General features: G+C 59.6%; 30 protein-coding genes. 16 read left to right on the plus strand and 14 right to left on the minus strand.

Annotated elements, in window-relative coordinates:
- Positions 1-32 precede the first annotated feature (32 nt).
- On the plus strand, positions 33-725 hold the full coding sequence (locus AC2TAD_RS06830; protein ID WP_170751920.1) for a COQ9 family protein: 693 nt from the start codon (positions 33-35) through the stop codon (positions 723-725).
- Between the two features lie 55 nt (positions 726-780).
- Positions 781-1,767, plus strand: coding sequence for an NAD(P)H-quinone oxidoreductase (locus AC2TAD_RS06835; protein WP_480866773.1), 987 nt, complete (start codon positions 781-783; stop codon positions 1,765-1,767).
- A 15-nt stretch (positions 1,768-1,782) separates the two neighbouring features.
- On the opposite strand, the gene AC2TAD_RS06840 is transcribed toward AC2TAD_RS06835, so the two are convergent.
- A complete protein-coding gene (locus AC2TAD_RS06840) occupies positions 1,783-2,640 on the minus strand; it encodes a DUF2189 domain-containing protein (RefSeq protein WP_480866775.1) in 858 nt (285 codons plus the stop codon).
- Positions 2,641-2,833: 193 nt separating this feature from the next.
- On the opposite strand from AC2TAD_RS06840, the gene AC2TAD_RS06845 reads away from it, so the two are divergent.
- On the plus strand, positions 2,834-3,817 hold the full coding sequence (locus tag AC2TAD_RS06845; RefSeq protein ID WP_170353595.1) for a quinone oxidoreductase family protein: 984 nt from the start codon (positions 2,834-2,836) through the stop codon (positions 3,815-3,817).
- A 48-nt stretch (positions 3,818-3,865) separates the two neighbouring features.
- Here AC2TAD_RS06845 and AC2TAD_RS06850 read toward each other — a convergent pair whose 3' ends face one another.
- From AC2TAD_RS06850 to AC2TAD_RS06895, 10 genes are all read right to left on the minus strand, one after another.
- Positions 3,866-4,399: an outer membrane protein gene (locus AC2TAD_RS06850; RefSeq protein WP_480866777.1), complete on the minus strand. Its 534-nt coding sequence runs from the start codon at positions 4,397-4,399 to the stop codon at positions 3,866-3,868.
- Between the two features lie 256 nt (positions 4,400-4,655).
- Entirely contained in the window at positions 4,656-5,132 is a 477-nt protein-coding gene (locus AC2TAD_RS06855) for a YHS domain-containing (seleno)protein (protein ID WP_480866778.1), read from the minus strand.
- A 195-nt stretch (positions 5,133-5,327) separates the two neighbouring features.
- On the minus strand, positions 5,328-5,597 hold the full coding sequence (locus tag AC2TAD_RS06860; RefSeq protein WP_480866779.1) for a hypothetical protein: 270 nt from the start codon (positions 5,595-5,597) through the stop codon (positions 5,328-5,330).
- Positions 5,594-6,199, minus strand: a complete 606-nt coding sequence (gene plsY / locus AC2TAD_RS06865) for a glycerol-3-phosphate 1-O-acyltransferase PlsY (protein WP_170353591.1) — start codon at positions 6,197-6,199, stop codon at positions 5,594-5,596. The genes AC2TAD_RS06860 and plsY overlap by 4 nt, the downstream gene beginning before the upstream one ends.
- Positions 6,199-7,479: a dihydroorotase gene (gene pyrC, locus AC2TAD_RS06870; RefSeq protein ID WP_480866781.1), complete on the minus strand. Its 1,281-nt coding sequence runs from the start codon at positions 7,477-7,479 to the stop codon at positions 6,199-6,201. Before pyrC ends, plsY begins: the two co-directional genes overlap by 1 nt.
- Complete coding sequence (locus tag AC2TAD_RS06875; RefSeq protein ID WP_480866783.1) at positions 7,476-7,928, minus strand: hypothetical protein; 453 nt, start codon at positions 7,926-7,928, stop codon at positions 7,476-7,478. The genes pyrC and AC2TAD_RS06875 overlap by 4 nt, the downstream gene beginning before the upstream one ends.
- Positions 7,925-8,311, minus strand: a complete 387-nt coding sequence (locus tag AC2TAD_RS06880; protein ID WP_480866785.1) for a hypothetical protein — start codon at positions 8,309-8,311, stop codon at positions 7,925-7,927. The genes AC2TAD_RS06875 and AC2TAD_RS06880 overlap by 4 nt, the downstream gene beginning before the upstream one ends.
- Positions 8,296-8,814 (minus strand): hypothetical protein, encoded by a 519-nt coding sequence (locus AC2TAD_RS06885; RefSeq protein WP_480866786.1) that lies wholly within the window; start codon positions 8,812-8,814, stop codon positions 8,296-8,298. Before AC2TAD_RS06885 ends, AC2TAD_RS06880 begins: the two co-directional genes overlap by 16 nt.
- Positions 8,811-9,746 (minus strand): aspartate carbamoyltransferase catalytic subunit, encoded by a 936-nt coding sequence (locus AC2TAD_RS06890; protein WP_170751903.1) that lies wholly within the window; start codon positions 9,744-9,746, stop codon positions 8,811-8,813. The genes AC2TAD_RS06885 and AC2TAD_RS06890 overlap by 4 nt, the downstream gene beginning before the upstream one ends.
- A 59-nt stretch (positions 9,747-9,805) precedes the next feature.
- A complete protein-coding gene (locus AC2TAD_RS06895) occupies positions 9,806-10,486 on the minus strand; it encodes a scavenger receptor class F, member 2 (protein WP_170751901.1) in 681 nt (226 codons plus the stop codon).
- A gap of 73 nt (positions 10,487-10,559) precedes the next feature.
- Here AC2TAD_RS06895 and AC2TAD_RS06900 point away from each other — a divergent pair, with 73 nt between their 5' ends.
- The 6 genes from AC2TAD_RS06900 to AC2TAD_RS06925 all read left to right on the plus strand — a co-directional run bounded on the left by AC2TAD_RS06900 (position 10,560) and on the right by AC2TAD_RS06925 (position 18,051).
- Positions 10,560-11,321 (plus strand): uracil-DNA glycosylase, encoded by a 762-nt coding sequence (locus tag AC2TAD_RS06900; protein ID WP_480866788.1) that lies wholly within the window; start codon positions 10,560-10,562, stop codon positions 11,319-11,321.
- Positions 11,321-11,920, plus strand: coding sequence for a metallophosphoesterase family protein (locus AC2TAD_RS06905; protein ID WP_480866790.1), 600 nt, complete (start codon positions 11,321-11,323; stop codon positions 11,918-11,920). The genes AC2TAD_RS06900 and AC2TAD_RS06905 overlap by 1 nt, the downstream gene beginning before the upstream one ends.
- Positions 11,917-12,537, plus strand: coding sequence for a LysE family translocator (locus AC2TAD_RS06910; protein ID WP_480866792.1), 621 nt, complete (start codon positions 11,917-11,919; stop codon positions 12,535-12,537). The genes AC2TAD_RS06905 and AC2TAD_RS06910 overlap by 4 nt, the downstream gene beginning before the upstream one ends.
- A gap of 6 nt (positions 12,538-12,543) precedes the next feature.
- Positions 12,544-13,086: a molybdenum cofactor biosynthesis protein B gene (moaB, locus tag AC2TAD_RS06915; protein WP_170353581.1), complete on the plus strand. Its 543-nt coding sequence runs from the start codon at positions 12,544-12,546 to the stop codon at positions 13,084-13,086.
- 106 nt (positions 13,087-13,192) lie between these two features.
- Entirely contained in the window at positions 13,193-14,647 is a 1,455-nt protein-coding gene (locus AC2TAD_RS06920) for an efflux RND transporter periplasmic adaptor subunit (RefSeq protein WP_480866794.1), read from the plus strand.
- Positions 14,648-14,652: 5 nt separating this feature from the next.
- Complete coding sequence (locus AC2TAD_RS06925; RefSeq protein WP_480866796.1) at positions 14,653-18,051, plus strand: efflux RND transporter permease subunit; 3,399 nt, start codon at positions 14,653-14,655, stop codon at positions 18,049-18,051.
- Here AC2TAD_RS06925 and AC2TAD_RS06930 read toward each other — a convergent pair.
- Positions 18,048-18,467, minus strand: a complete 420-nt coding sequence (locus tag AC2TAD_RS06930; protein WP_480866797.1) for an NUDIX hydrolase — start codon at positions 18,465-18,467, stop codon at positions 18,048-18,050. The two genes, AC2TAD_RS06925 and AC2TAD_RS06930, sit on opposite strands and share 4 nt — an antisense overlap.
- 5 nt (positions 18,468-18,472) lie before the next feature.
- On the minus strand, positions 18,473-19,273 hold the full coding sequence (locus AC2TAD_RS06935; RefSeq protein ID WP_480866799.1) for a protein-disulfide reductase DsbD domain-containing protein: 801 nt from the start codon (positions 19,271-19,273) through the stop codon (positions 18,473-18,475).
- A 157-nt stretch (positions 19,274-19,430) separates the two neighbouring features.
- Between AC2TAD_RS06935 and AC2TAD_RS06940 the strand changes: the two genes are divergently transcribed.
- Positions 19,431-19,985 (plus strand): YqgE/AlgH family protein, encoded by a 555-nt coding sequence (locus AC2TAD_RS06940; protein ID WP_170353576.1) that lies wholly within the window; start codon positions 19,431-19,433, stop codon positions 19,983-19,985.
- Here the strand turns inward: AC2TAD_RS06940 and AC2TAD_RS06945 are convergent, their stop codons facing one another.
- The gene (locus AC2TAD_RS06945; RefSeq protein ID WP_480866802.1) at positions 19,986-20,936 is read right to left on the minus strand and encodes an L-threonylcarbamoyladenylate synthase; all 951 of its coding nucleotides are present in this window, start codon (positions 20,934-20,936) and stop codon (positions 19,986-19,988) included.
- 136 nt (positions 20,937-21,072) lie between these two features.
- On the opposite strand from AC2TAD_RS06945, the gene AC2TAD_RS06950 reads away from it, so the two are divergent.
- The 6 genes from AC2TAD_RS06950 (at position 21,073) to AC2TAD_RS06975 (ending at position 26,926) form a co-directional block, all read left to right on the plus strand.
- Complete coding sequence (locus AC2TAD_RS06950) at positions 21,073-22,776, plus strand: acyl-CoA dehydrogenase family protein (protein ID WP_480866804.1); 1,704 nt, start codon at positions 21,073-21,075, stop codon at positions 22,774-22,776.
- Complete coding sequence (locus AC2TAD_RS06955) at positions 22,776-23,822, plus strand: MBL fold metallo-hydrolase (RefSeq protein WP_480866805.1); 1,047 nt, start codon at positions 22,776-22,778, stop codon at positions 23,820-23,822. The genes AC2TAD_RS06950 and AC2TAD_RS06955 overlap by 1 nt, the downstream gene beginning before the upstream one ends.
- A gap of 4 nt (positions 23,823-23,826) precedes the next feature.
- On the plus strand, positions 23,827-24,276 hold the full coding sequence (locus AC2TAD_RS06960; RefSeq protein ID WP_170353572.1) for a DUF6173 family protein: 450 nt from the start codon (positions 23,827-23,829) through the stop codon (positions 24,274-24,276).
- 64 nt (positions 24,277-24,340) lie between these two features.
- Positions 24,341-26,179 carry a glycerophosphodiester phosphodiesterase family protein gene (locus tag AC2TAD_RS06965; protein WP_480866807.1) on the plus strand — a complete coding sequence of 613 codons (1,839 nt, stop codon included), beginning with the start codon at positions 24,341-24,343 and terminating at the stop codon, positions 26,177-26,179.
- A complete protein-coding gene (locus tag AC2TAD_RS06970; protein WP_480866808.1) occupies positions 26,166-26,726 on the plus strand; it encodes a hypothetical protein in 561 nt (186 codons plus the stop codon). Before AC2TAD_RS06965 ends, AC2TAD_RS06970 begins: the two co-directional genes overlap by 14 nt.
- Before the next feature lie 65 nt (positions 26,727-26,791).
- The gene (locus AC2TAD_RS06975; protein WP_480866809.1) at positions 26,792-26,926 is read left to right on the plus strand and encodes an aa3-type cytochrome c oxidase subunit IV; all 135 of its coding nucleotides are present in this window, start codon (positions 26,792-26,794) and stop codon (positions 26,924-26,926) included.
- The last annotated feature ends 16 nt before the right edge of the window (positions 26,927-26,942 follow it).

A 26,942-nucleotide genomic window follows, 5' to 3' on the forward strand; every position in this document is an offset into this window, starting at 1 on the left:
CTAGTACTGGTGCCAGAACCCGGAGAACCGCCATGACCATATCCTACGAAGACGCCAAAACCCAGCTTTTGGACGCTATGCTGGCCCATGTGCCGTTTGATGGCTGGTCGGAAACCAGCTTTCGCATGGCCATCAGTGACTGCGGTATTGATGAAACGTTGGCACGGTCGATCTGTCCTCGTGGTGCGGTTGATATGGCCCTGGCTTTTCATGCCCGCGGGGACGCGGCGATGGCAGAGCGTCTGAAAACCGAAGATCTGAGCGATCTGAAATTCCGTGACCGGATTGCTGCTGCTGTCCGGTTCCGTCTTCAGGCGGTAGAGGACAAGGAACTTGTGCGTCGTGGGATGACGTTGTTTTCTTTGCCGATGCACGCGGCTGATGGGGCCAAGGCGATGTGGCAGACCTGCGATCTGATCTGGGACACGCTTGGCGATACATCGGACGATGTGAACTGGTACACCAAGCGGGCGACGTTGTCGGGGGTCTATTCCTCGACCGTGCTGTTCTGGCTGGGGGATGATTCGCCTGACCAACAGAGAACGTGGGAGTTTCTGGACCGCCGCATCGACAACGTCATGCAGTTCGAAAAGCTCAAGGCGCAGGTCAATGGCAACCCACTGTTCAAGCCCTTTCTTGCGGTGCCGAATTGGTTGGCAGGTCAGGTTAAAGCTCCGATGAAGATGCGGGCTGATCTGCCGGGAATGCTGAACCCGCGCAAGTAAGCGTCTGGGCCTTTCCGTTTTCGCCTGTTAGGCATTGGGCAAAGGAGAATTGCCCATGACCCAGACAATGCGCGCTGTAGAAATCACCAAACCCGGCGGGCCCGAGGTTCTGCAGATAACGGACCGATCCGTGCCTGAACCTGCTGCGGGTCAGGTGGTGCTAAAGGTGGCCTATGCCGGGGTAAACCGTCCGGATGCGCTGCAGCGGGCGGGTGCGTATGATCCTCCTCCGGGTGCCAGCGATCTGCCGGGGCTTGAGGCATCGGGTGAGGTCGTGGCCCTAGGTTCCGGCGTTCGAGGGCTTTCAGTTGGTGACCAGGTTTGCGCCTTGTTGCCCGGCGGCGGCTATGCCGAATACGTTGCCACGCCCTCTGCCCATTGCTTGCCGGTGCCAGAGGGGATGGGCCTGAAAGAGGCCGCGTGTCTGCCCGAGACCTTCTTTACCGTCTGGTCCAATGTCTTCACACGCGGCGGTCTGAAAGCGGGCGAGCGATTTTTGGTTCACGGCGGCTCCAGCGGGATCGGAACAACGGCGATCCAGCTTGCAAATGCGTTCGGCGCACGGGTCTTTGCCACTGCCGGATCGGCCGAGAAATGCGCCGCTTGCGAGAAACTGGGGGCCGAGAAGGCGATTAATTACCGGGATGAGGATTTCGTATCCACCATGCGGGCCGAGGGCGGGGCGAACCTGATCCTCGATATGGTGGGCGGTGACTATATCCCGCGCAACGTCAAAGCTCTGGCCGAGGATGGGCGGCTGGTTCAAATCGCCTTCCTGCAGGGCCCCAAGGTCGAGCTGAACTTTGCCATGATGATGGTGAAACGCTTGACCCTGACCGGTAGCACCTTGCGTCCGCAATCCGATCTGGCCAAGGCCAAAATCGCCCAAGACCTGCGCGAGGCGGTCTGGCCGCTACTGGATTCGGGCAAGATTGCCCCGGTGATGGACAGCGAGTTTGACATGGCCGAGGCCTCAGCGGCCCACGCGCGGATGGAAAGCTCGGGTCATATCGGCAAGATCGTTCTTAAGATCGGCGGCTAGGCACCGTCTTCCGGTTCAGGTCACGGCGCAGCGATACAGGTGCCATGTGGCGTGGCCCAGAACCGGAATGACAACAATCAACCCCAGTAACATCGGGATCGCGCCCAGTATCAACGCACTGGACACAACCAGACCCCAGGTCAGGATGACCGATGGGTTGTGCCGCAGAACGCGAACCGATGTCACTACGGCGAGCGGCACCCCGACTTTGCGGTCAAGAAGCAGGGGGAAGCTGATCACGCTTGTGGCCAATGCGACAAGGGCGAAGAAGAACCCGACCAAGATGCCAGACAGGATCATGACCCAGCCTGCCTTTGTTGTGAAAACCTGGGTTAAGAAGGTGCTGAACGAGGTCGGCAGATCAGGACCCAATGTCTGAACATAAATGCTCTGCGCGACCATCAACCAGATCAGCAAAAGCGCCACCAGATAGAAGCCCAGTGTCAAAATGGCCCCGAACGAGGGTGACCGGAATACACCAAGTGCATCCAGCCAATGGGCTTCGGCCCCTTGCTCGCGTTTTCGGCTGATTTCATAAAGACCGACGGCCGCCACAGGCCCGATCAATGCGAAACCTGCGATCAGGGGGGCCAGTAAAGGTATCATATTTCGGTTCAGGCCGAACCCGAACATCAGCAAGCCCGCCAGAGGGTAGATCAATACAACGAAGACCGCATCTGCGCGGGTTTCCATAAAGTCTTCCGAGCCCGCTCGCAGACACGCCCAGAGGTCACTAAAACTCAGCGTCTGAACCTTGGGCATTTTGGGTGTCCCAGCGCCACCAATTCCGGTGACGCTCTCTGCAACATGATCACTGGTGGCTCCCAGCGTTTGGGCCGCCCAGCTGATCGGATTTCCTATCGTCCTGACCATCGTCATCCCCTCGCATTTGCCTATCAGCGCCGCAGAGATGATCCGGTACGAGTTGCCTTTGGCCGGACCAGCCGGCAACGCTCAAGCACCAGTATAGCATAATTTTTTGCGTTTGGGTCGCCTTGGACCTGCTTGTGCCGATTGCTCTGGATCGCAGGCGTGTTAGCTTGGCCCCAGGTTACAGGAGGTGAGTATGCAGCAAACGGCACGTACCGTCGTCATTCACGAACACGGCGGCCCCGAGGTTCTGAAGATCGAAGACCGTCCGATAGGCGATCCTGGACCGGGCGAAGTTCGCATTCGTCATCAAGCCTGTGGGTTGAACTTCATTGATGTCTATCAGCGGACGGGCCTCTATCCGATGGACTTGCCGCACGCATTGGGAATGGAGGCGTCTGGGGTGATCGAAGCGGTGGGCGAAGGCGTCACCCATCTGCAACCGGGCCAACGCGCAGCCTACGCGGCTAACCCCTCTGGTGCTTATTGCGAGGCGCGCGTGATGCCGGCCGCACAGGTTTGCCCTTTGCCTGATGATATCTCGTTTGATGCGGCTGCGGCCATGATGCTTAAAGGGATGACTGTCGAGTATTTGTTTCACCGCACGACCCCGCTGAAACGAGGTGACACCGTTCTGTTCCACGCCGCCGCCGGTGGTGTCGGGCTGATTGCGTGCCAATGGGCCAAATCCGAGGGGATCAAGCTGATCGGTACGGCTGGAACGGATGAAAAATGCAGTCTGGCTCAGTTCAACGGGGCGACACATTGCATCAATTACCGGACCGAGAATTTTGCCGAGCGGGTCGCCGAGATCACAGGTGGCAAGGGCGTCGATGCGGTGATGGATTCGATTGGTGCGCAGACATTTGCCGGGTCTTTGGAATGCCTGAAACCACTGGGTATGATGATTTCCTTTGGCAATGCTTCGGGGCCGGTACCGTTGATGGATATAGCCATTCTGGCCAAGAAAGGCTCGCTCAAGATCACGCGACCGACTTTGTTTACTCACACCGCTGATCACGCCGTCTGTCAGGCCATGGCGCGGCGCCTGTTCAACAAGGTGCAGGGGAATGAGGTGAAAATCCACATCGACCAGCGCTTTCCGCTTGAACAGGTCGCCGACGCCCACCGCGCGCTTGAAGCCCGTCAGACGACAGGAAGTACGGTCTTGGAGCTGTAGTCTGGCAAGGTCCCGACCTGTGCCGGGACCGTTTTTGGAGGCGTTAAATCAAAACCGATAGGCCGCACGGGCCTGAAAGGTCGTGGCGTCAACATCAACGCCGGATGAATTGAAATCGTTGAACTCGTGATACAGGATTTCACCGCCAATGCTGACGTTGGGTGCCACGATTTGTTCGTAACCAGCACCGATAAACCAACCATTATCGCTGCTCAGATTGTCGGTACCAGCCTCGGCATATCCGCCGATGCCATAAAGCAAACCCACTGACGTGACCTTGTAGCCCGCACGGGCCTTGATGCGCCAGACATCCTCGACCGTGGCCGCGCCACCCAGATCAACATCGGTCCAGTCATAGTCGAAGCCGCCACCTACGACCCAATCCCCCAGATCGTAATCATAACCCAGAATGATGCCGCCGATCGCGCCGTCTCCGTCGATGCCAGAGACGTTGGTGTCGATATCGGCATAACCAACCTGCAGACCGCCGTAGAAGCCCGTCCAGTTGCCAGAAGACTGCGCAACAGCGGATCCTGCGGCCAGAAATGCAATGCCTGTTGCTGCTAAAAGACGTTTATTCATATTGTGTTCCTTTCCCTCAAATTGGTTTTTTGTGCCGACCCACGGATGATCGTGCGCTCACATACTTGAATACGTTTGGGCGAGAGGCTGGATCATTCACGAGTTAAAGCGCGAGGTCGACGCGGGCATCCGCAGCACGGGCATTCCGGACAATCCGAAGCAGAGGCGGTTAGGGAAAGTGTGCGAGTGAATTGAAAACAAAAGAAAAACGGCGGCAGAATGCTCTGCCGCCGTTGTGTTGGAGTGCGTAGGCGGATTATTGCGCCTGCAGTTCTGCCGGAGTTTTGTCGGCAATGTCTTTCCAGTTGGCGTCCGCACGCTCGTTAAAGCCCGGGATGTCGCCTTCCCAGCGTTCCTGAATGTCGGCCGACAGGTTCAGGTACAGCTTGTTGTCAACAATTTTCCAGTAGTTCGGGTCGCCGTCAAACTTGAAACCCATCGCGGTGCCGAATGCGCAGTAGCCGCCATATGCGGGCAGGTACGCTTCGGGGTTTTCTTCAAACGCGACTTTGTTTTCTTCGTTTGCAAAGCGGTACAGAGCGTCATTGTGCAGCGTGGTGATGCGGTAGTCGCCCTTGGTGGCTTCGCCAACGGTGAAATAGGCAACTGGGTCATAACCCTGCAGCGCCAGACCGGTCGAGCTTGCGTTCAGGTCAACGCCTGCGGCCATCGCCGTGCTTGCAACTGCAACAGACAGCGCAACGCCGCCGATGAGGGATTTGATCTTGTTCATGGTTTTCACCTTTCGTGAATTGAGCCACCGGACGACACCCTGAATTGTGCCTGAGTGGCCCTTTCGATTTTGTTCCGTGCGGTCGGTAATTGGCCGTCACGACACCGAAGTGGGTAATGCTGTGATCACGTTCAAAACAATCAATTGTGATTGTGCGTAATAGAATAGGTTTTGTGCAATTATGCAGAGTAGAGCTTAGGAATCGGACGCAAAACCAACAACGAATTCAATCACTTTATCAGCCGGCATCTCACACGAGCGCAGCAATGCACCACTATTTGCCGTCATGTACAGGTTCAGGCTGATGTAATCGGTCCCGCCAAGCTCGTGTGCTACCAGCTTTATGGACTTGCCGCCTGCCAGCGCGGTTCGGCTCACGACATAGCGACGCCCGTGGCTGCGCCCAGTTGACGTTCCAAGCGGGATGCGAAAAATCGCCGCCAGGAACGGCGCCAGCGCGGTCAAGACTTTCCGATTTTGGGTTCCGTTCCGGCCCGGATGCGGGCGATATTTGCCCCGTGGCGCCAGTAGACCAGCAAGGTCAGGGCCACACCCAATCCAAACGCCGTGCCATTGGTCAGAAACATCACCCATATCGTCGACATCGCGGCAGCGCTCAGCGCTGCCAAAGACGAGATTCGCCAGACTGCTGCGGCAAACAGCCATGTCAGGCAACAGGCAACGCCGACCCGCCAGTCCAGCATCAGCCATAGCCCAAGGAAGGTTGCAACACCTTTGCCGCCCTTGAAGCCAAGCCACACTGGAAAGCAGTGACCCAAAAAGGCGGCCAGCGCAGCGATTTGTGCAGCGTCTTCGCCAGCCACGATCCGGGCCAGCAGGACGGCCATTGCGCCTTTTGCGGCGTCAAATATCAGCGTCAGCGCGGCGGCGCGCTTGTTCCCGGTGCGCAGCACGTTTGTGGCGCCAATATTGCCCGATCCGATATTGCGCAGGTTGCCGAGCCCCATGACTTTGGCGACAATCATGCCAAAAGGGATAGACCCCATCAGGTAACCCACTGCAGCCCAGAGGATAAGTTGGGCCATGGAACTGTCGAACGGGGGCATCAGGGTCTCCGGTAGATTTCTTGACCTGCGACGTAGGTTGCGGTGACCTTACCCTGCATGCGCTGGCCGTCAAACGGTGTGTTCTGCGATTTCGATTTCAGGCTGAAACGATCCAGCACAAAAGGCACATCCGGGTCGAACAGGACCAAATCGGCGGGTGCGCCCGGGGCCAGACGCCCACTGTCCAACCCCAGCCGTTTTGCCGGGTTCAAAGCCATCGCCCGGAACAGGGTCGGAAGATCAAGCTGTTCGGCATGGTAAAGGCGCAGTGCGGCAGGCAACAGCGTTTCCAGTGCAACCGCCCCCGAGGCCGCTTCTTCAAAAGGCAGACGTTTACTTTCTTCGTCCTGCGGCGTGTGCATGGAACTGATTGTATCAATCAGTCCGGTCCGCACCGCCTCGATTACCGCCTGCCGGTCATCCTCGGACCGCAGAGGCGGTTTCACCTTGAAGAAGGTGCGATAGTCGGCCACGTCCAACTCGTTCAGCGTCAGGTGGTGGATCGATGTGCCTGCGGTGATGTCCAACCCGTTGCGTTTGGCGCGTTCCAGCGCGGGCAGGGCGCGGGCGGTAGTGATCTGATCGGCATGGTATTTGGCCCGGGTCGTTTCCAGCAGGGCGATATCACGGTCCAAACCCATGCGCTCAGCCATGGGCGAAACGGCAGGTAAACCACGCAGCGAGGCGAACTTGCCGCTGGTAGCGGCCGCTCCGGCGCTGAGGCCGGGCTCCTGCGGATGCGCAATCACCAGTGCCCCGCAGGATTTCGCATAGGTCAGAGCACGGGAAAATACCTTGGTGTTGGCGATCATGTGGTCGCAATCGGTGAAGGCCACGGCGCCTGCGTCTTGCAGAAAGCCGATCTCGGTCATCTCGCGACCCTCGCGCCCTTTGGTCAGCGCTGCCATTGGCAGAACATTCACCGGCGCATCTGCTTGTGCGCGGCGGGTAACGAATTCAAGTGTTTCCGGCGTGTCGATCGCTGGGCTGGTGTCAGGTCGGGTGACGATGGTGGTCACACCTCCGGCAGCGGCGGCCAGACCTGCAGATTTATAGCTTTCTTTATGCCGTTCGCCTGGCTCGCAGACCTTGACGCCGATATCCACGATGCCGGGGGCGAGGCACTGTCTGCCGCAATCGATCATCTGCGCGTCCGTTGTAGGGGCTGCGCCTTTGCCGTGGTCTTTTATCTTGCCGTCTGCAATCAGAAGCCAACCGAGGGCGTCCGTTCCCGCCTCGGGGTCGATCAGTCGGGCATTGGTGAAAATCTGGGCGGTCATGTCTGGGCCTCTCGGGCTTTGGTCAGGGCTTCCATGGCGGTGTCAGGGGCGGGGAGGTATTCGAATACCAGGAAACGCAGTTGCGAAAACACGATGTTGTGTCCGTTGCGATAGAATTTCAGGTCGGGATTAATGGACAAGGATTTTGCTCTAAATATCTCGCTGATCCACCAGGCGTTGCGATTGGTCACAACATAGACGCGCCGCATGCGGATTAACCGTTCCCACCACATGAAAAACGCCAGCAGCAGCGTGCATCCAATAAGCTTCCAATAGTCGCGCAAAGTCTCCGCGAGCCAAGGGCTGGCAATCCAACCGAGCGCAAGGCAGGCAATTAGAATGCCATATGCCCATCTCAGGCGCGGAGGAAAGTACCCCTGGTAAGGCCGCCCATGCCAAAGCACCTGTTCAGTGTCGGGTATTTTCTTGCGCCACCAGTCGTCGCTCATCCCATGGCCCTTTCGATGGCTGCTTTGGTGGCGGCGGGGTCGGCTTGGTACTTGATCAGGTGCTTGTCGCCGCTTTTGGTGACGACCTGCACGAAGCTGCCCATCGTGTTGACGGCCTCGATCTGGTCCAGGGCAATAGTGCGTGGGCCGGGGCCGGTGAGGGTGGTGTCCGACATCTCCCACGTGTTTGTCAGCTCTTCCGAGGCCAGATACCACGCGCGAAACCCGATGGCGGCCAGACCCGCAGGCGCGCCGGTCCAGACATAAGGGTTTCCGACCAGCCACAACACGATCATCGCCCCGGCCATCGCGATGGCAGCAAGGGTCAGGTTGGTCTGGATATAGGCATTTCGATGCGGCGTGAAGACTATAGGATCAGCCAAAGGGTGCCTCCGACAATAAGCAGTGCGATCACCGCCAGGATCGCGGACCCGATGCGGCGCGGTGCGTTGTTTTCTACGGGGTTCTGGGGCGCCGAGAAGGGCTTGGCGCTTTCGGTCTCGAGCACGCCGCCGGTCCAGTTTGTTGCTTCCTCGGTGAAAAGGCCCAACAGGCGTACCCGTGGGTCGGGGTTCAGTGTCGCGGCTTGGCCGCGAAAAGCTGCGCTGCGGACGGCCATAACCCAGCCTTCGATAGCATCCAGCATTGTGCGGTTTAGCTGATCCTCGGACACACCGCCGCCTTCATGCAAATATCCATAGAGCCCGAGGTCTTCGAGGTCCGAGACCGGAAAGATATCGATCTGCCCGATATCCAGACCATCGACCCCAAGAACCTGATCGGCGGCACCGGGTTCGCGCAGGAACTTGGCCTCTTCGGGGCGCATGTCCAGCGTGAACAGGCGGATCACACCGCGTTCATGGGGGGCAACGGTCAGGTCGCTCATGCGGCCTCGCGCAGGTTGCGGGCTAGTAGTTCCATCGCGGCCATGCGGACGGCGACGCCCATCTCCACCTGTTCCTGAATGACGGATCGGTTGATGTCATCGGCCAGCGTGCCGTCGATTTCCACGCCGCGGTTCATCGGGCCGGGATGCATGACGATCGCGTCGGGCTTGGCCAGCGCCAGTTTCGCCGCATCCAACCCGTAGCGGTGGTAATATTCGCGCTCCGAGGGGATGAACCCGCCATCCATCCGCTCTTTCTGAAGGCGCAGCATCATGACGACGTCGACGTCTTGAAGGCCCTCGTTCATGTCGTCGTAGATCTCGGCCCCGAACTCGGCAAAGGTCGAGGGCACCAACGTCGGCGGGCCGATCAGGCGGATACGGTTTTCCATCTTACCCAGCAGGATCAGGTTCGACCGTGCCACACGCGAATGCGCTACGTCCCCGCAAATCGCGATGTTCAGACGGTGCAAACGACCCTTGGCGCGGCGGATGGTCAACGCGTCCAGCAGCGCCTGCGTGGGGTGTTCGTGCTTGCCGTCGCCCGCATTCAGCACGGCGCAATTCACCTTTTGCGCCAGCAGGTCCACCGCGCCGGAATGCGGGTGCCGCACCACCAGCAGATCGGGGTGCATCGCATTCAGCGTCATCGCCGTGTCGATCAGGGTTTCTCCCTTTTTGATCGAGCTGGCCTGCATCGCCATGTTCATCACATCCGCGCCAAGCCGTTTGCCTGCCAGCTCAAAGCTGGCCTGTGTGCGGGTCGAGTTCTCAAAGAACATGTTGATCTGCGTCAGCCCCGACAGCACGTCGGAATGCTTGGTCGATTGGCGGTTCAGGTCGACATACTTTTCGGCCAGATCCAGAATGGCGGTGATATCGGACTGCGACAGATGCTCGATGCCAAGAAGGTGACGATGGGCGAAACGCATGGGCGGGCTCCTGTCTGACAATCGAGCCGCTTATAGAAACCTGTGGGGGCTAAAGCAACCTATGGTTCAGAGCCTTCGGGCAGTTTCTCACATCCGCCTTCGGGCAGGCATCGCTCGCCGGGTCTGCACCATTTGGCATTGCCGCAATCGACCGCTTTGACCGGGACGCAGCCCTGATTGGTCGAGCATTTGAAACCCTGCCGACATTGTGATCCGGTCTCTTCGCACAGGAACCAGCCGGGGCGGGTGCATCCACCGCCGGGCAGGCAGCTTGTGCCGCTGGCGCAGGTGCGGCCATCGTCGCATTTTGGCCGGGGCAGAGTGAATTCCAGCTGGATCGCTTCGCATTCGCCACGCCCGTTGCAGGCGGTGCCGCTGGGGCAGTCCAGACTGGACCGGCACTTGTTTTCGCCCTTTGGGGCACATCTGCGATTGCCGACGCAGCGTTCAAATGGACCGCAGGAAAAGCCGCCGCCGCAATAGGTGCCACCGGGCGGGATGCAGTTTCCGTCAAAACTGCAGCGCTGTCCAACGGGGCAGCAATTCCGTCCACATCTGAGTTGCCCCGCGCGGCATTGGTTCTGGATACGGTTGCGCTGTTGGAAGCCGTTGCGATCTTGGATGCCTCGGTTCTGAACGCCGAAACGGTCGTTCACCTGCGCAAAGCCAGAGGTACTGACGGGGATCAGCAGCAAGATGACCAGAAAGAATCGAATAAGGCTCGGCATGAATAGTGCCATGGTCTGCCCGGTTGCCGGGTCGATCAAGTGCTATTCGCTTTCCCTCGGTCAAAAGCTGGTTAGATTGTGAGGCATGGAATCGGCTTTGGATTATCACACGGCGCGGGCCCTTTTGGACTGGCAGATCGAACTGGGCGCGACCGAGTCTATCGGGGATGCGCCGATAGACCGCTACGCGTTGCCCGACACTGGACCCAAGGCCAAGAAACCCGTGGCACAGGCGGCGCCGGACAAACCCAAACAGGTCGATCCGGCTGCGGTGGCCAAGGCTGCGGCTCAAGGCGCGGGATCGCTGGATCAATTGCGCGCGACCATGGAGGCGTTTGACCATTGCGAGCTGAAACGCGGTGCGCGGCAGTTGGTGTTTGCCGATGGCACGCCGGGGGCGCGAGTGATGATCATCGGCGAGGCTCCGGGTCGCGAGGAAGATCGCGAAGGTAAACCCTTTGTCGGCCGCGCGGGTCAGTTATTGGACCGGATGTTAGCCGCGATTGATCTGGATCGTCAAAAGAACGTCTACATTACCAATGTGCTGCCATGGCGGCCTCCGCAAAACCGGGATCCCAAGCCCGAAGAGATCGGGATGATGAAGCCGTTTTTGGAACGGCACGTGGCCTTGGCCAAGCCCGAGGTTCTGGTGGTCATGGGCAATATCAGCTGTCAGGCGGTGCTGGGCAAACGCGGTATAACCCGACTGCGCGGTCACTGGGATCAGGCGATGAACCTACCGGTGATCCCTATGTTCCACCCCGCCTATCTGCTGCGCCAGCCACAGGCCAAACGGCAAGCCTGGGCCGATTTGCTGGAGCTGAAAGCCCGGTTGGAGGGCAAGTAATGCGCATTCTGGCCTTTTCTGACCTGCATATGTCCCGCAACCACGCCAACCAACTGGTTACAGCTAGCGCAGAAGCTGATTTTGTGATTGGCGCCGGGGATTTCTGCAAGATGCGGCAAGGTTTGGACGAAGCGATGGAGATGCTGTCCAGCATCGCCTCGCCTTTGGTTTTGGTACCCGGCAATGCCGAAAGCGCCGAGGAGTTAACACAAGCCGCGCCGCAGGGTGTCCATGTCCTGCACGGCTCGGGCATGACGATAGACGGCCTGCGCCTGTTCGGTCTGGGTTACGGCGTGCCGCTCACACCGTTCGGAGACTGGTCCTGCGACCTGACCGAGGCCGAGGCGACCGAGCTGCTGGACCGCTGCGATGGGACTGACATCCTGATCGCGCATTCTCCGCCCAAAGGCTATGGAGATGTGACGTCGACCGGTGATGCGGTAGGATCTACCGCCGTGCGTGACGCTATTGAGCGGCTACAGCCACAGTTGTCGTTGCACGGGCATATCCACGACAGTTGGGGATATCGCGGTACGCTGGGTCGCACTCAGATCGCCAATCTAGGGCCGCGCGTGAATTGGTTTGAGGGTGCGGCATGATTGAAACTGTCACCTTACTGGCTTTCATACCGGCGGCTTTGGCGCTGAACTTCACGCCGGGCGCGGATATGATGTTCTGTTTCGGGCAGGGTCTGAAATCGGGGTCTAAACCGGCCTTGGTGGCCAGCGCTGGCGTCTCGGTCGGGCTGATGGTGCATGTTCTTCTGGCCGGGCTGGGGCTGGGGGCTGCGGTGGCGGCGCTGCCGTGGCTGTTTGACGTGATCCGCTGGATGGGCGTGGCCTATCTGCTGTATCTGGCCTGGGGCGCGATCCGAAACGGGGCTATATCTGCAGACACACCCGCCAGACCCGCACATCACGCTTTCAGGGATGGCATGGTGGTGAACCTGACCAATCCCAAGGTCATTCTGTTCGTGCTGGCCTTTATCCCGCAATTCGTAAATCCGGCCCTTGGCCCGATCCTACCGCAATTCCTGATCTTTGGCGTGGTGATCGCGCTGGGTGGGTTCGTGGTGAATGGGCTGGTCGGGGTGTTTGCCGGTGGCGCGGGCAAGGTTCTGATCTCGAACCCGCGCGCCTCGCGTATCATGGGCTGGGTGACAGGAGGGATTTTCACCGCCCTCGCCATCCGGCTTGCCATTATGGAAAGGGCTTGACGCAAGATGTCACGCATCGACGAAACCAAAGACTTCATTCCGGTACGGATCGCGGTTCTGACCGTCTCGGACACCCGCTCGCTGGACGAGGACCGCTCGGGGCAGACACTGGTGGAGCGAATCGAAAAGGCAGGTCATTTGGTGGCGGACCGCAAGATCATCCGCGATGAGCGCGCTCAGATTGCTGATCAGTTGCGCGATTGGGTCGCCAATCCTGATATCGACGTTGTGATCTCGACCGGTGGCACTGGTCTGACCGGGCGCGATGTATCGGTCGAGGCGCATCGGGACGTCTATGAGAAAGAGATCGAAGCCTTCGGAACAGTGTTCACGATCGTGTCGATGGAGAAGATCGGCACTTCGGCCGTTCAATCCCGCGCCACGGGGGGCGTGGCCGGCGGCACCTATCTGTTCGCGTTGCCCGGCAGCCCTGGCGCCTGCAAGGATGCTTGGGACGCGATTCTTGAAAAGCAGTTCGACTACCGCCACCGTCCCTGCAATTTCGTGGAAATAATGCCAAGATTGGACGAACATCTGCGACGGAAGTAGACTGGTCGCACGTTCAACTGTTCATAACCGCTTTGTGGCTTGGCATTTTTGACCGCACAGCTACCTTTTGCGGCAGGTAGCCTGATGCAACCGGGGTAAGTGCAATATGCGTTTTCTGAGGCAAAGCCTTGTCGGGGTGTTTCTAGCGTCTTTGACGCTGGCTCTCTTGTTTGCGGCCGCCCAGATTATTGCGGGCGCGGTTCAGGATTTGTTGACGCGTGAAGACGCGGCCCCGCAGGCGCGTGAACGTATTTTTGCTGTTACGGTTCGTCCAGCCGAATTGGAAACCGTGACACCCTATCTCGAGGCATTTGGTGAAGTACAAAGCCGCAGACGCTTGGAACTGCGCGCGGCACTAGGCGGGCGCGTAGTGTCTCTGTCGGATGACTTCGAGGATGGCGGTTCCGTTAGTGCCGACGAGGTTTTGGTCGAACTGGACCCCGCCGATGCGCAATCGGCGCTGGATCGGGCCAAGTCAGATCTGCTGGATGCCCAATTCGAAGAACGCGACGCCGAGCGGTCTTTGTTGCTTGCTCAGGATGAGTTGAACTCGGCCGAGGCACAGGCAGAGCTGCGTGGGCGTGCCATGCAACGGCAAAAAGACCTGCAAAGCCGGGGTGTTGGCGCCGCGGCATCGGTAGAAGAAGCCGAATTGGCCGAAGCTGCAGCGCAGCAGGCCGTTCTGGCCCGCCGGATCGCCTTGGCGCAGGCCGAGTCGCGGGTGGATCAAGCCACAACTTTATTGTCACGCGCCCGTATCGCGCTTGAGGCCGCCGAACGTGATTTGGAGGACATGACCGTCCGCGCCCGTTTTGGCGGGACATTGACGGATGTAACGCTGGTCGAAGGCCGTTTGGTATCCGCCAATGAAAAACTGGCAGAACTGGTCGATCCGAATGCGCTTGAAGTCGCGTTCCGCGTTTCGACCGCGCAATTCGTGCGTTTGCTGGATGCCGAGGGCGATCTGATCAACGCACCTGTCACGGTCTCGCTTGAGGTCACGGGCACTGATCTGTCCGCTACTGGTCGAATAAGCCGCGATAGTGGATCAGCCGGCGAGGGGCAAACGGGGCGCTTGCTTTATGCGCGGATGGACAACACGTCGGGTTTCAAACCCGGTGACTTCGTGACAGTGACCGTGCAGGAACAGCCATTGGACAATGTAGTGCGGCTGCCATCTTCGGTTCTGGATGCGGTTGGCACGGTTCTGGTGCTCGGCACGGATGACCGGCTCGAAGCTTTGCCGGTCGAACTGATCCGTCGTCAGGGAGACGAGGTTTTGTTGCGGGGTAAAGGTCTGGACGGCCGCGAGGTTGTCATCGGGCGCACGCCGTTGCTGGGTGCTGGTGTTCGTGTCCGCCCCTTGCGGATCGAAGCCAATGCCGGGGCTGAACCCGATTTGGTCGAGCTGTCGGACGAGCAGCGCGCGCAGCTTGTCGCGCAGGTTGAGGCCAGCGACAAGATGCCGAAGGATATGAAAGACCGCGTCCTGGGGCAGCTCAGCGAGGCGAAAGTTCCGGCATCTCTGGTGCGTCGCATTGAAAACCGGGCCGGAGGTTAACCGCTATGATGCGCGAGATCCCCGGCGCGGCAAGCGGTATACTCAGCTATTTCACCCGGCATCGCACAGTGGCGAACCTGTTGCTGCTGGTTTTGCTGGTGCTGGGTGTGGCGGCTTTGCCCAACATGCGGGCGCAGTTCTTTCCAGACGTCATCCTTGAACGTGTTGACGTCGACGTCGTGTGGGAAGGAGCGGGCCCCGAGGATGTGGACAATGGCATCGTTCAGGCGCTTGAGCCTGCGCTGCTGGCGGTTGAGGGCGTTTCCAGTACCGAGGCGACCTCGCGCGAGGGGCGGACCAGTATTCGGCTGGAATTCGAGCCGAATTGGGACATGTCCCGCGCAGTAGAAGAAGTCAGAACAGCTGTTGATGGCGTGACCAACCTGCCAGAAGATGCCGAAGAGCCTACGATCCGACGCGGTGCGTGGCGGGACCGTGTAACGGATGTGGTGGTAACCGGGCCTGTTGCCCCGGATCAGCTTGCCAAATTCACCGATGAACTGATCAACCGCCTGTTTGCCGTGGGTGTTACACGGACGACCATCCGGGGGCTGGCTGCACCGCGCGTGGTGGTCGAGGTTCCGACCGCGCAGTTGATTGCCAACGATATCACACTGTCCGAGATCGCGACCGCCGTTGCGGCCGAAGCCACGGCTAACCCCGCCGGGGATGTTACGGGCGCCAATGCCCGCATTCGCACCGGCACCGAGAAGCGAACACCTGAGGAAATCGAAGGCATCCCGCTGCGCAATTTCCCTGACGGGTCCAAGTTGCTGATCGGCGACGTGGCGCAGATCCGCCTTGAGGGCGTTGACCGAATTCGCAGCTATTTCGTAGGTGAAGATCCAGCGATGTCAGTGCGGGTGGATCGCTCGAACCTAGGGGACGCGATCGAGATTCAGGGCACTGTCGAGGAGGTCGTAGCCGAGATGCAGGCCAGCCTGCCTGCAGGCGTGTCGGTCGAGCTGATCCGAACCCGCGCGCAGGCGATCACCGACAGGCTGGACATCCTGATTGACAATGGCCTCATGGGCCTGGGGCTGGTTGTGTGTCTGCTGTTTCTGTTCCTGAATGCGCGTATCGCTTTCTGGGTGGCGGCGGGGATCCCGGTGGCGATGTCTGCGGCGATTGCTTTCATGTATATTGGCGGGTTGTCGATCAACATGGTGTCGCTGTTTGGTCTGATCATCACGCTGGGTATCGTTGTGGACGACGCAATTGTTGTCGGTGAACATGCCGATTTCCGTGCTCGTCGCTTGGGCGAGGCCCCGATGGTGGCAGCTGAAAGCGCGGCGCGGCGCATGGCGATGCCGGTTTTTGCCGCGACCCTGACAACGGTCATTGCCTTTTTCGGTTTGACTGCGATTGGCGGTCGGTTCGGTGAGTTGATCCGGGACATACCTTTCACTGTGATTGCGGTTCTGATCGCCTCGTTGATCGAGTGTTTTTTGATCCTGCCGAATCATATGGCCCACGCCATTGCACATTCCGCGAAAGAACACTGGTATGATTGGCCTAACCGGGTCGTCAATCGCGGGTTCCGCTGGGTGCGCGATCAGTTGTTCCGCCCATTCATCGCATGGGTCATCTGGGCGCGTTATGTCGTTGTGGCACTGATGATCCTGATCCTGGCAAGTCAGGCGGCGCTGTTCATCAAAGGTGATGTGAACTGGCGATTCTTCAATGCGCCCGAGCGTGGTTCGGTCACCGGCAATTTCATCATGGCAGAAGGCGCGACGCGTCAGGACACGCTGGCCATGATGCGCCAGCTGCAGACTGCCGTGGACGAATTGGGGCAAATTTACGAAGAACGCCATGGGCGCAATCCTATTGACTATGTCTTGTCCGAGATTGGCGGATCGGCAGGCCGCGGACTGTCTGCGGCGGATGGCAAGGACGAAGATCTTCTCGGCGGCATCTCGATCGAGTTGATCGATGCCGATCTGCGCCCTTATTCCAGTTTTGAATTCGTTGGCGAATTGCAGGATTTCGTCCCGCGTCATCCCAAGGTCGAATTGCTCAGTTTCCGTGGCTGGCGTTCGGGGCCGGGCGGTGATGCGATTGACGTGCAGTTTTATGGGGCAGACGTAGACACGCTTAAGGCCGCATCCGAAGACCTGCAGGCCGAGCTTTCGAAATACCCCGAAGTCTCGGCGCTGGAGGATAATCTTGCCTATGACAAGGAAGAGTTCATTCTGGATCTGACGGCGCAGGGACAAGCACTGGGCTTCCGGATTGAAACACTTGGCCTTGTGTTGCGCGATCGTTTGAACGGGATTGAGGCCGCGACCTTCCCCGACGGTCCCCGAAGCGCTGAAATCCGGGTCGAATTGCCCGAAGACGAGCTGACTGCCGATTTCCTGGAACGCACACTGATGCGGACTCCGGATGGCGTGTATGTGCCGCTGGCCGATATCGTATCAGTTCAGCGCAAGTCAGGGTTTTCTACTGTCCGCCGTGAAAACGGCCTGCGGGTCATCTCGGTCAATGGCGACATCGCGGAAGACGACCCCACCCGCGCCGAAGAGATAAACCGCGCGATGAGCGAGGAAATTCTACCCGACATCGCCGCCAAACGTCAGGTCGAATGGACCATGGCGGGTTTGAGCGAGCAGGAGGATGAGTTTTTGTCCGAGGCCCGCACCGGTCTGATCCTGTGTCTGACCGGCATCTATCTTGTTCTGGCTTGGGTCTTTGCCAGTTGGACGCGACCTCTGGTCGTTATGGCGATTATTCCGTTTGGGTTGGTTGGAACGATCTGGGGCCACTACATCTGGGAGGTGCCACTGAGCATGTTCACCGTTGTAGGGCTGCTGGGGATGACCGGGATTATCATCAACGACTCGATCGTTTTGGTGACGACGATTGATGCTTATCAGCAGGATCGAGGGCTGGTGCCGTCTATCATCGAAGGAACCGCAGACCGATTGCGTCCGGTTATGCTGACAACGCTGACGACTGTTCTTGGCCTGACCCCGTTGCTGTATGAGGGGTCGCAACAAGCGCAATTCCTCAAGCCGACGGTGATTACTCTGGTCTATGGCCTGGCCTTCGGGATGATTTTGGTACTGGTTCTGGTGCCGGCGCTGTTGGGCATTCTGAACGACCTGTCGCGTCCGATCACGGCTATGCGGCGCGCGGTGCGCGCGCCTCACCGGGTGGTGCAGGGCGCTCTTGCCACCACCGGTACAGCGTTGCTGGTCTGGTTCGGCATAACCATGGTGCTCCCGGTCATTACGGGTGCGCCTTTGGGTATATTATCTGGGCTTTATGGGTCTGCGGACGGCCTCGTAGCTCTGCAAATGGGGCTGGGCGCATTTGTTGCGGGAGCGGTTGTCATTCTTGTGCTCAGCATCGCCGCGTCTGGCCTGTTTTTCGCACGTCTCAAGGCCCGCTCGGCCTAGTTTCGGCGCAGCGCCGTCGCCAATAGATCATTGACCCGATTGCTCATGGGCAGGTCACCGCGCCGTATCTGTTCCAAGGGAAACCAACGCGCATCCAACGCATCGTCGCCTGCAACAGGCTGCCCGGACTGGTATGCGCACACCACACCAACCAAAAGATAATGCGACACTACAGCACCGTGCGAGTCCCGTCGCAACAGATCCAGATTGTCCAGATAATGCAGAGGCTTCGCCGTGACCGAGGTTTCCTCATGCAATTCGCGTTGTGCGGCTTGCAGAACCGTTTCGCCCCATTCCACATGACCCCCGGGAAAGCCCCACAATCCGGCGTCTGGCTGTTTGCTGCGTTGCACAAGCAGAACCTGCGCGTCGTGTATGACGACGGCCAGTGCCCCGATTTTTGGCGTTTGAACCATCGGGATCAGCCTGCGCTGCACCCTTTGATGTCAACCGCGTGATTTGCGCCCAGAACGGTGATCCTGATCTCGGACCGCTCCAACGCAAAGGGCGCCCCGGATGCGCTGATCACTTCGGACGTGGCAACAAGCGTGTCACCCTGGCGCTCAGTGTCGGGTTGTGATGCCCAAAGAGTGGGATTGCCGGGCTCAATCACTGCCAGTTCCTGACCGCCAGCCGAGGGCATCGTCACCCGAGCTTCGATCTGCATCCCGTCCGATGTCGGTGTCAGGCGGCAGCTGGCCTGAGCGACCCTTGCCTCTTTTGCGGAATAGGGGCGCTGCGCGAGCGCTGCGGCAATTGCCGGGTTGCGCCCGGCATCGGCGTTCAGCTTGTGATCGAAGTCCAGTTGTGCCGGGATGCAGACTTCCTTGCACACGCCAAGATCCATCGTACCTTTAAGGTGCACAGGTTGGCTGGGATTCTTCGGTGTAATCTCAACCGGCAGAACAAGCTGGTCTTCGTACCCGATGGATTGCAGTCCATTCTGGACAAAGACTTCAGGGGTCGGCCAGGTAATCGACACGTTCCCAACATTGTCCGAACTGTTCCAGTCGAAATGCGGTGGAATGCCTGCATCACCGGGCGCGCGCCAATAGGTTTTCCACCCATCATCCAACGTCACCCGCACGGCTGTCATATAGGTTCCCTGCGTGGTGCGACCACCGTCGAGAATATCCAATTCTGCCACGGTACCAGTCACCTGAGCGAATGCCGGGGCAACAAATCCAAGGGCGAAGGTCAATGCGACCGCTGAGACTGTCATATGTACGTTCATAACCTATAAATGCGCGGTCCCGACGCAGATTCCAAGTCACGTTCAGGTCACTCGAATGAAATCTGCGGAAATCTGCGCTGATCTCTTGCCAATCGCCGCCGCTCGGGGCCATTGTTGAAGGGCACCAAGCAAGAGATGCCATCTTATGGACCTGACCGGAAAACTGTTGATTGCGATGCCGGGTATGGGCGATCCGCGCTTCGATCATTCGGTGGTATATATGTGCAGCCACGGAGATGATGGGGCGATGGGTCTGATCATCAACAAGCCGTCAGACCTGCGGATCAAGACTTTGCTTGGGCAGCTCAACATCGCCTGCCGAATCCCTGTCGTGGGCGAACGCCTCGTACATTTTGGTGGGCCGGTCGAGATGTCGCGCGGCTTTGTTCTGCACAGTTCAGACTATGATGCGAATCTTCATTCGATGAAAATTTCGGATGATTTCAGCATGACCGCGACATTGGACGTCCTTGAAGATCTGGCCTCGGGTCGTGGTCCACTCAATTCGACATTGGCGCTGGGCTATTCCGGCTGGGGTCCGGGCCAGCTTGAGGATGAGATTGCCATGAATGGCTGGCTGACCACGGATGCGTCCTCGAAACTGGTGTTCGACGTCCCCGATGACGAGAAATGGGAGGCCGCGCTTGCCACTTTGGGTGTTGATCCGTTGACTTTGTCGGCCAGCGCCGGGCGTGCCTGATCAGCGATCGCGCGGTGCAGCGGCGCGGCGCAGGCGGTCATTGATTGCTGCCCCAAGGCCGTGATCCGGGATTGGCGAAACCGCAATCGGTCGACCGGTGGTATTCAACTGGTGCAGCGCTGCAAACAGGTTAGCGGCGGCTTCGACCAAATTGCCTTTAGCCGACAGGTTGAGGTCGCAAGGAACAGACCCAAAACCCAACAGCACCTCGTCCCCCTGAGTGGCGTCAGCATTCAAGCGAACCGGGGCATCGGGCGCGTAGTGGGATAGTAACTGGCCGGGTGCTGTCAGCAGATCTCCGGTTTGATGTAGATGGAGGCGGGTGTTCAGGGTGCTCTCGATCTCTTCCAGCGCGACGCCGCCGGGGCGTAGCAAGGTTGGCTCACCGGCCAGTCCAACGATCGTCGATTCCAGACCGACCCCGCACGGACCGTCGTTCATGATAGCGGCAATGCGTCCGTCCAACCCGGTCCGCACGTGATCAGCGGTTGTCGGGCTGATTTGCCCTGACGGGTTCGCTGACGGCGCCGCAACGGGCCCGTCAAAGGCTTCAAGAATAGCGTGTGCCGTAGGATGGGCCGGAACGCGAACGGCCAGCGTATCGAGGCCAGCGGTCACCAGAGACGACACTTGATGGTAAGCGCGCAATGGCAAAACCAAAGTCAGCGGGCCGGGCCAAAAAGCATCTGCCAGAACCTGTGCCTGATCTGACCATGTCACAAATCGTTTTGCGGCGTCGACCGATGCGACATGCGCGATCAATGGGTTGAAACTGGGGCGGCCTTTGGCTGCATAAATGCGGGCCACGGCCTCTCCGTTGCGGGCATCGCCGCCCAGCCCGTAGACTGTTTCGGTCGGGAAAGCGACAAGCTGTCCTTGCCGCAGCAGGTCCGCTGCCTGCTCAATTCCGGCCGGGTCGGCGAACAGTTCGAGTGTTCCGTTGGGGATCATGGGTGGTGACGCCGCGTTTTGATTGCTTGTATCATGGGGACAGGTACGTAATCGTCCAAATCCAGATGAATAACGGTGGGCGCTGGGTTTTCCAACCCCGCCGTTGCAGACCTTTATACAGCCCCGAGGTGAAGCCATGCCATATCGCGCACCAGTCTCTGACTACGAATTCCTGTTCCGCCATGCGGTCGATTTCGGACAGATCGCCGCCACTGACAAGTTTTCGGAAGCCAGCGAAGACGTGGTCAGCGCGATTCTGACCGAAGCTGGAAAGATGTGCGAAGAGGTCATGGCCCCGCTGCAACGCCCCGGCGATCTGGAGCCGGCGCGGCTGGAGAACGGTGTTCTGCGCACCTCACCGGGTTATGGCGACGGCTGGAAAGCGATTGCCGAAGGCGGCTGGATCGGCATGAGCGCGGATCCCGAATATGGTGGCATGGGCCTGCCGATGACTCTGACAACCGCCGTAAACGAGATGATGTCAGCGGCCTGTCTGTCACTGCAATTGGCCCCGCTGATGACGCAGGGCCAGATCGAAGCGTTGGAACACCACGCCAGTGATGCGCTGAAAGAGCTGTACCTGCCCAAGATGATCGCAGGCGAGTGGTCAGGCACCATGAACCTGACCGAACCGCAGGCCGGTTCGGATGTGGGTGCGCTGACATCAAAAGCGGAACCCAATGGCGATGGTACCTATGCGGTGTCGGGCCAAAAAATCTACATCTCTTGGGGGGACAACGACTTTGCGGAAAACGTCTGCCACCTTGTTCTGGCGCGTCTGCCCGATGGCGTGCCTGGAACCAAGGGGATTTCGCTGTTCCTGGTTCCCAAATACCTACCGGACGAAAACGGCAATCCCGGATTGGCGAATGACCTGAAAGTGGTTTCGCTGGAACACAAGATGGGCCTTCACGGCTCGCCGACCTGCGTGATGCAGTATGACGGTGCCAAAGGCTGGCTTGTGGGCAAGGAACACGGCGGTATGGCCGCGATGTTTACCATGATGAACAACGCGCGTCTGGGCGTGGGTGGTCAGGGCGTTGGCGTTGCTGAAGGTGCCTATCAGCACGCATTGGCCTATGCGTTGGAACGCAAGCAGGGCAAGACGCCTTCTGGCACCATCATCGACCACGCCGATGTGCGCCGGATGCTGATGAGCATGCGTGCCGACACATTTGCGGCGCGGGCGATCATGCTGGCCAATGCGGCGGCGATCGACATGGCGACGGCCACCAATGATCCTGAATGGGTGTCGCGCGCTGCGCTGCTGACCCCGATCAGCAAGGCGTTTGGAACCGAAACAGGCATGCGCGTCTCGGAAGAGGGCGTGCAGGTCCACGGTGGAATGGGCTTCATTGAGGAAACCGGCGCGGCGCAGTTCTATCGCGATGTCCGCGTGACAGCGATCTATGAGGGAACCAACGGCATTCAGGCGCTGGACCTTGTGGCCCGCAAGATGATGGATGGCGGCGAAGCGGCCAGCCGTCTTCTGGACGAGATCGAGGATCACGCTGAAACGGCCCGTGCAACCATGCCGGAACTAGCCGGTCCGGTCTGGGAAGCCACCGAAAGCCTGCGCGAGGCCACCGAGTGGTTGGTGTCGCAGGCCGACATGAACAACCGTTTTGCCGGTGCCGTGCCCTATTTGCATGCCTTCGCCCGCATTTTGGGCGCGCATTACCACCTGAAGGCGGCGCTGGCCGAGCCCGAAGGTCCGCGCTTCAAGCTGGCGCGCTTCTACATCAACGCATTGCTGCCTGAATACTCAGGTCTGCTGGCGCAGGCGCAAAACGGGGCCGAGGATGTCTACGGTCTCAGCGCAGAAGAACTGGCCGCCTGATGGACGGCGAGAGCCCTTTGACGATCCGTTATCCCTGGCCCGAGGCTCCGGCCCCGGGCGAGGCGACCGAGGTCGCTGAAGGCGTGCTTTGGATGCGCTTGCCGCTGCCCATGGCGCTGGATCACGTCAACATCTATGCGCTGGATGATGGCAACGGTTGGACGGTGATCGACACCGGTCTGTCCTCGAACAAGACGCGCCGCATATGGGCTGATTTGATGGCGGGCCCGCTGGGCGGCAAGCCGGTCAAACGGGTGGTGGTGACACACCACCATCCTGACCATGTCGGCAATGCCGGTTGGTTCCAGTCCGAACACGGAGCCGAGCTGGTGACAACCCGCACCGCATGGCTGTTTTCGCGGATGCTGCAGTTGGACGTGCAGGAAACCTGGCCGACCGAGACGCTGGATTATTACCGCAGCGCCGGGATGGATGCGGATTTCTTGGCCAAACGCATGACCGAACGGCCGTTCAATTTCTGCGATACGGTCTATCCGATGCCGCTGGGCTTTACCCGGATCAAGCAGGGCAGCGTGATCCGAATGGGCGGGCGCGATTGGGACGTGCATATGGGCAATGGCCACGCCCCCGAACACGCGACCTTCTGGAGCCGTGACGACAATCTGGTGATCACCGGCGATCAGATCCTAAGCTCGATCAGCCCCAATCTGGGGGTTTATGTGACCGAGCCGCTGGCCGATCCGGTGGCCGAATGGCTTGAGGCCTGTGAGCGGCTGCAAGGGTTGGCGCGCCCCGATCACCTGGCGTTGGGCGGGCACAAGCTGCCCTTCACTGGCCTTCCGCTGCGGATGAAGCAACTGATCGACAATCACCATGGTGCGTTGGAGCGTCTGCAAAACTATCTGGACACGCCCAAAACCGCCGCCGAGTGCTTTCCGCCCCTGTTCAAACGCCAGATCGGCGATGGCGAATATGGGCTGGCTCTGGTCGAGTCGGTTGCACATCTGAACCATCTTTACCACATTGGAGCGGTGACCCGGACGCGGCGCGCAGACGGGGCGTGGGAGTTTCAACGCAAAGGGTAATGCCATGGACAAAATCGAAACCTCGGCCGAGGCAGCAGAAGCGGCGGCCTTGCCCCGCTGTTACGAAGTCCATGCCAACCCTGACGCCCAATCCGGCACACAAAATCTGCCCGACACACTGCAAAAACCGGTTGAAAGCAAAAGCCCGGCGCAATGGGCCTATGAGCGGCTGATCCTTTATATCCAGAATTTCGAGAAAACGCTGGATGCCGATCACGAGGTCGCCATGGGTTTCACTGGTGGCGATGCAGGCGTGATGCGGATCGAAGGGATGGGCTATTTCGACCCTGATATGATCACCTTTTATGGCTCGGACGGGCCCGGCGCGCGGACGCAATTGGTGCAGCATGTCAGCCAGCTGAACGTGATGCTGCGCGCCCTGCCCAAATCGGTCGAGGACAAGCCAGCCAACCGTATTGGGTTCCGCCTGGCGGCCGATCTGGAAGAAAGCTGAGCGTACATCTTGCAATTCACCTCTGCGCGGCCTTGAATACGTTGGTCATTCAAGGGGAACGCTGGTGAGCCTTTTTTCAGCCGTTACAACATCCTATCGCGGCGCCTGGGCGCGACGACGTGTCTTTGTGCCGATCTATCTGGCCGTGCGCCTGCTGCTGGTTGCGCTGATCGCGCCGGGGGTGGCGATTACAGTCAATCTGGCGGTGTCGCTCTCAAACCAGACCGCGCTGACGGATCAGGCCATCGCCGCATTCATCCTGTCTCCGGTCGGGTTCGTGGCGGCTGTGGTGGTGCTTAGCCTGTTTCTATTGGCTGAGGTGCTGGTCTTTTCGGTCATGGCAGCCTCGTTGCGAATGGGTGAACGTGACCCGTGGCGCGCGGGCAGTTCCGCCATTGGCCTGATCCTATCGCGCCTGCCCGCTCTATTCGGTTTCGCGGTGCGGTTCGTGTTGCGGGTGTTGCTGTTGGTTGTGCCATTTGCCGCTGTCGCGGCGGTGATCGCGTGGTGGACCCTGACCGAATATGACATCAACTATTACCTGACGTTCCGCCCGCCATCCTTCCTTGTGGCCGTGGGCCTGATCGGCGCGGTGGTGCTGGTCATGGCTTGGGTGTTGATCCGCAGGCTCTCGGCCTGGGCGCTGGGCCTGCATCTGGTGTTGTTCGAATCCGTTGCCCCCGCCAGCGCCTTCAACGTCAGCGCCACCCGGATGGAGGGTAAGCGCGGGCGGCTCAAGCTTGAGCTGGCGATCTGGCTGTGCCTGCGCATTGTCATTGCCGCGTTGATTGCGACGGTGGCTGGGTTGTTGTTCGATCTGGTGCCGCTGCAGGGGGCGTCTCATCTGAAGCTGGCGCTGATCTACAGTTTGATCGTAGCCGGGCTGTGGTCTCTGGCCGGGCTGGTTCTGGCCGCAACGGCGCTGGGCGCGCTGGCGGTGCTGCTGGATGGGTTTTTCGAGATCAAGACCTCGGAGCCCCCGCATCCCGAACCGGGCAATCTGCGCGTGCCGCTTCTCGCCGCTCTTGGCGGCGCGGCGGTGGCCTTGGTTGCGGGGCTATGGGTCGGGCAGGAGGTGCTGGACCGTGTCGATGCCCCCGACCGGGCCGAGGTGATCGGCCACCGGGGGGCTGCAGCGTTGCGGCCGGAAAACACCATGGCCGCAGTTCTGAAAGCCATCGAGGACGGTGCCGATTGGGTCGAGATCGACGTGCAGGAAACGGCAGATGACGTGGTGATTGTGGCTCATGACAGTGATTTCATGAAACTGGCGGGCGTGCCCACCAAGGTCTGGGATGCCACGATGGAAGACGTGGCCGAGATCGACATCGGCAGTTGGTTCGATCCTGAATACGCCGACGAACGCACCCCGACTCTGCGACAAGTTCTGGAGGCAGCAAAGGGCAAGGCCAAGGTCATCATTGAGTTGAAATATTACGGTCACGACGTCGATCTGGAAAATCGCGTCGCCGCGCTGGTGGAAGAGTTCGAGATGCAGGACGACATCGCCACCATGTCGCTGAAATACCCCGCCGTGCAGAAAATGGAAAAACTGCGCCCTGACTGGCGCGCCGGTGTTCTGGCCGCCACGGCGGTCGGAGACCTTTCAGGGCTTGAAGGTGAGTTTGTGGCCGTCAATGCGGGCATGGCGACGCCGGGGCTGGTCCGCAGCGTGCAGGCGGCGGGCAAGGATATCTATGTCTGGACGGTGAATGACCCGCTGCAGATGTCGGCCATGGCTTCGATGGGGGTAGACGGGTTGATCACCGATGACCCGGCGCTGGCCAACGAGGTGTTGCGCATCCGGGCCGAGATGGGCCCGGCTGAGCGCCTTTTGCTGTGGCTTGCAACTACTTTTGGCATGTCCGTGGACAAACAGGCGATGCGCGATGCAAGCCCGTAAACTGGCGCTGATCCTGTCGGTTCTGGCCAGCCCGCTCGCGGCGCAAGATTTCATGCGCAGCCTCGAACTGCCCGCCCATCGCGCGCTGATCGCGCAAAGCGAGGGAGCAGATTTAACAGTATTCGAGACTGATGGATGCTCGGGCGGGTTGTCGACCAGCTGGCGGTTCGTGGCCGAGACATTCCCGAAGTTCCGCGCTTTGTATGAAGCGCACCCACCCTGGGAATACTGCTGCGTGGCCCATGATCGGGCCTATCACAACGCGGGTGCAGCCCTGCGCGCCGAAGACAGTTATGACGCGCGCCTGTCAGCGGATGACACGCTGCGCGCCTGCGTGAAACAGCACGGCACTGAGCACGCCGAAGAGTATTCCGTCCGATATGACATGACACCCGACCAGATTCGCACCGCCCATTCCGTGACAGCCGAAGCGATGTTTGCGGCTGTTCGATTCGGCGGCGCACCCTGTTCTGGCCTGCCGTGGCGCTGGGGCTTCGGGTATCCGGGCTGTTCGGTGTTCCAATCTGCGGCCCCTGCGCGCGAATGACGTGGTGACAGCCCTCGCGTTTTCGATTACCAACGTCTCAAACACGCGAATTGGGAATATTTCACATGGCTGAATACAAGCACGGCGAAATGGACATCAAAGTTCAGGAAAAAACATTTGACGGCTTTATCAGGGCGACCACGTGGTGCGTCGTAGCCATTGCCTTCCTGTGCCTGTTCCTGGCGGTTTTCGCTTCTTAAACCTTAAAATCGGGGT

It is taken from the genome of Ruegeria sp. HKCCD7628, assembly GCF_057221005.1.

What these genes read in the sequence shown, in the direction of transcription:
- AC2TAD_RS06910 (WP_480866792.1), top strand. Translation starts at nt 11,917, where the DNA reads ATGATTGAAACTGTCACCTTACTGGCTTTCATACCGGCGGCTTTGGCG.
- AC2TAD_RS06900 (WP_480866788.1), top strand. Translation starts at nt 10,560, where the DNA reads ATGGAATCGGCTTTGGATTATCACACGGCGCGGGCCCTTTTGGACTGG.
- moaB (WP_170353581.1), top strand. Translation starts at nt 12,544, where the DNA reads ATGTCACGCATCGACGAAACCAAAGACTTCATTCCGGTACGGATCGCG.
- AC2TAD_RS06950 (WP_480866804.1), top strand. Translation starts at nt 21,073, where the DNA reads ATGCCATATCGCGCACCAGTCTCTGACTACGAATTCCTGTTCCGCCAT.
- AC2TAD_RS06845 (WP_170353595.1), top strand. Translation starts at nt 2,834, where the DNA reads ATGCAGCAAACGGCACGTACCGTCGTCATTCACGAACACGGCGGCCCC.
- AC2TAD_RS06955 (WP_480866805.1), top strand. Translation starts at nt 22,776, where the DNA reads ATGGACGGCGAGAGCCCTTTGACGATCCGTTATCCCTGGCCCGAGGCT.
- AC2TAD_RS06840 (WP_480866775.1), bottom strand. Translation starts at nt 2,640, where the DNA reads ATGGTCAGGACGATAGGAAATCCGATCAGCTGGGCGGCCCAAACGCTG.
- AC2TAD_RS06830 (WP_170751920.1), top strand. Translation starts at nt 33, where the DNA reads ATGACCATATCCTACGAAGACGCCAAAACCCAGCTTTTGGACGCTATG.
- AC2TAD_RS06850 (WP_480866777.1), bottom strand. Translation starts at nt 4,399, where the DNA reads ATGAATAAACGTCTTTTAGCAGCAACAGGCATTGCATTTCTGGCCGCA.
- AC2TAD_RS06975 (WP_480866809.1), top strand. Translation starts at nt 26,792, where the DNA reads ATGGCTGAATACAAGCACGGCGAAATGGACATCAAAGTTCAGGAAAAA.
- AC2TAD_RS06925 (WP_480866796.1), top strand. Translation starts at nt 14,653, where the DNA reads ATGATGCGCGAGATCCCCGGCGCGGCAAGCGGTATACTCAGCTATTTC.
- AC2TAD_RS06895 (WP_170751901.1), bottom strand. Translation starts at nt 10,486, where the DNA reads ATGGCACTATTCATGCCGAGCCTTATTCGATTCTTTCTGGTCATCTTG.
- plsY (WP_170353591.1), bottom strand. Translation starts at nt 6,199, where the DNA reads ATGCCCCCGTTCGACAGTTCCATGGCCCAACTTATCCTCTGGGCTGCA.
- AC2TAD_RS06940 (WP_170353576.1), top strand. Translation starts at nt 19,431, where the DNA reads ATGGACCTGACCGGAAAACTGTTGATTGCGATGCCGGGTATGGGCGAT.
- AC2TAD_RS06890 (WP_170751903.1), bottom strand. Translation starts at nt 9,746, where the DNA reads ATGCGTTTCGCCCATCGTCACCTTCTTGGCATCGAGCATCTGTCGCAG.
- AC2TAD_RS06875 (WP_480866783.1), bottom strand. Translation starts at nt 7,928, where the DNA reads ATGAGCGACGACTGGTGGCGCAAGAAAATACCCGACACTGAACAGGTG.
- AC2TAD_RS06945 (WP_480866802.1), bottom strand. Translation starts at nt 20,936, where the DNA reads ATGATCCCCAACGGAACACTCGAACTGTTCGCCGACCCGGCCGGAATT.
- AC2TAD_RS06970 (WP_480866808.1), top strand. Translation starts at nt 26,166, where the DNA reads ATGCAAGCCCGTAAACTGGCGCTGATCCTGTCGGTTCTGGCCAGCCCG.
- AC2TAD_RS06835 (WP_480866773.1), top strand. Translation starts at nt 781, where the DNA reads ATGACCCAGACAATGCGCGCTGTAGAAATCACCAAACCCGGCGGGCCC.
- AC2TAD_RS06935 (WP_480866799.1), bottom strand. Translation starts at nt 19,273, where the DNA reads ATGACAGTCTCAGCGGTCGCATTGACCTTCGCCCTTGGATTTGTTGCC.
- AC2TAD_RS06930 (WP_480866797.1), bottom strand. Translation starts at nt 18,467, where the DNA reads ATGGTTCAAACGCCAAAAATCGGGGCACTGGCCGTCGTCATACACGAC.
- AC2TAD_RS06905 (WP_480866790.1), top strand. Translation starts at nt 11,321, where the DNA reads ATGCGCATTCTGGCCTTTTCTGACCTGCATATGTCCCGCAACCACGCC.
- pyrC (WP_480866781.1), bottom strand. Translation starts at nt 7,479, where the DNA reads ATGACCGCCCAGATTTTCACCAATGCCCGACTGATCGACCCCGAGGCG.
- AC2TAD_RS06855 (WP_480866778.1), bottom strand. Translation starts at nt 5,132, where the DNA reads ATGAACAAGATCAAATCCCTCATCGGCGGCGTTGCGCTGTCTGTTGCA.
- AC2TAD_RS06960 (WP_170353572.1), top strand. Translation starts at nt 23,827, where the DNA reads ATGGACAAAATCGAAACCTCGGCCGAGGCAGCAGAAGCGGCGGCCTTG.
- AC2TAD_RS06920 (WP_480866794.1), top strand. Translation starts at nt 13,193, where the DNA reads ATGCGTTTTCTGAGGCAAAGCCTTGTCGGGGTGTTTCTAGCGTCTTTG.
- AC2TAD_RS06885 (WP_480866786.1), bottom strand. Translation starts at nt 8,814, where the DNA reads ATGAGCGACCTGACCGTTGCCCCCCATGAACGCGGTGTGATCCGCCTG.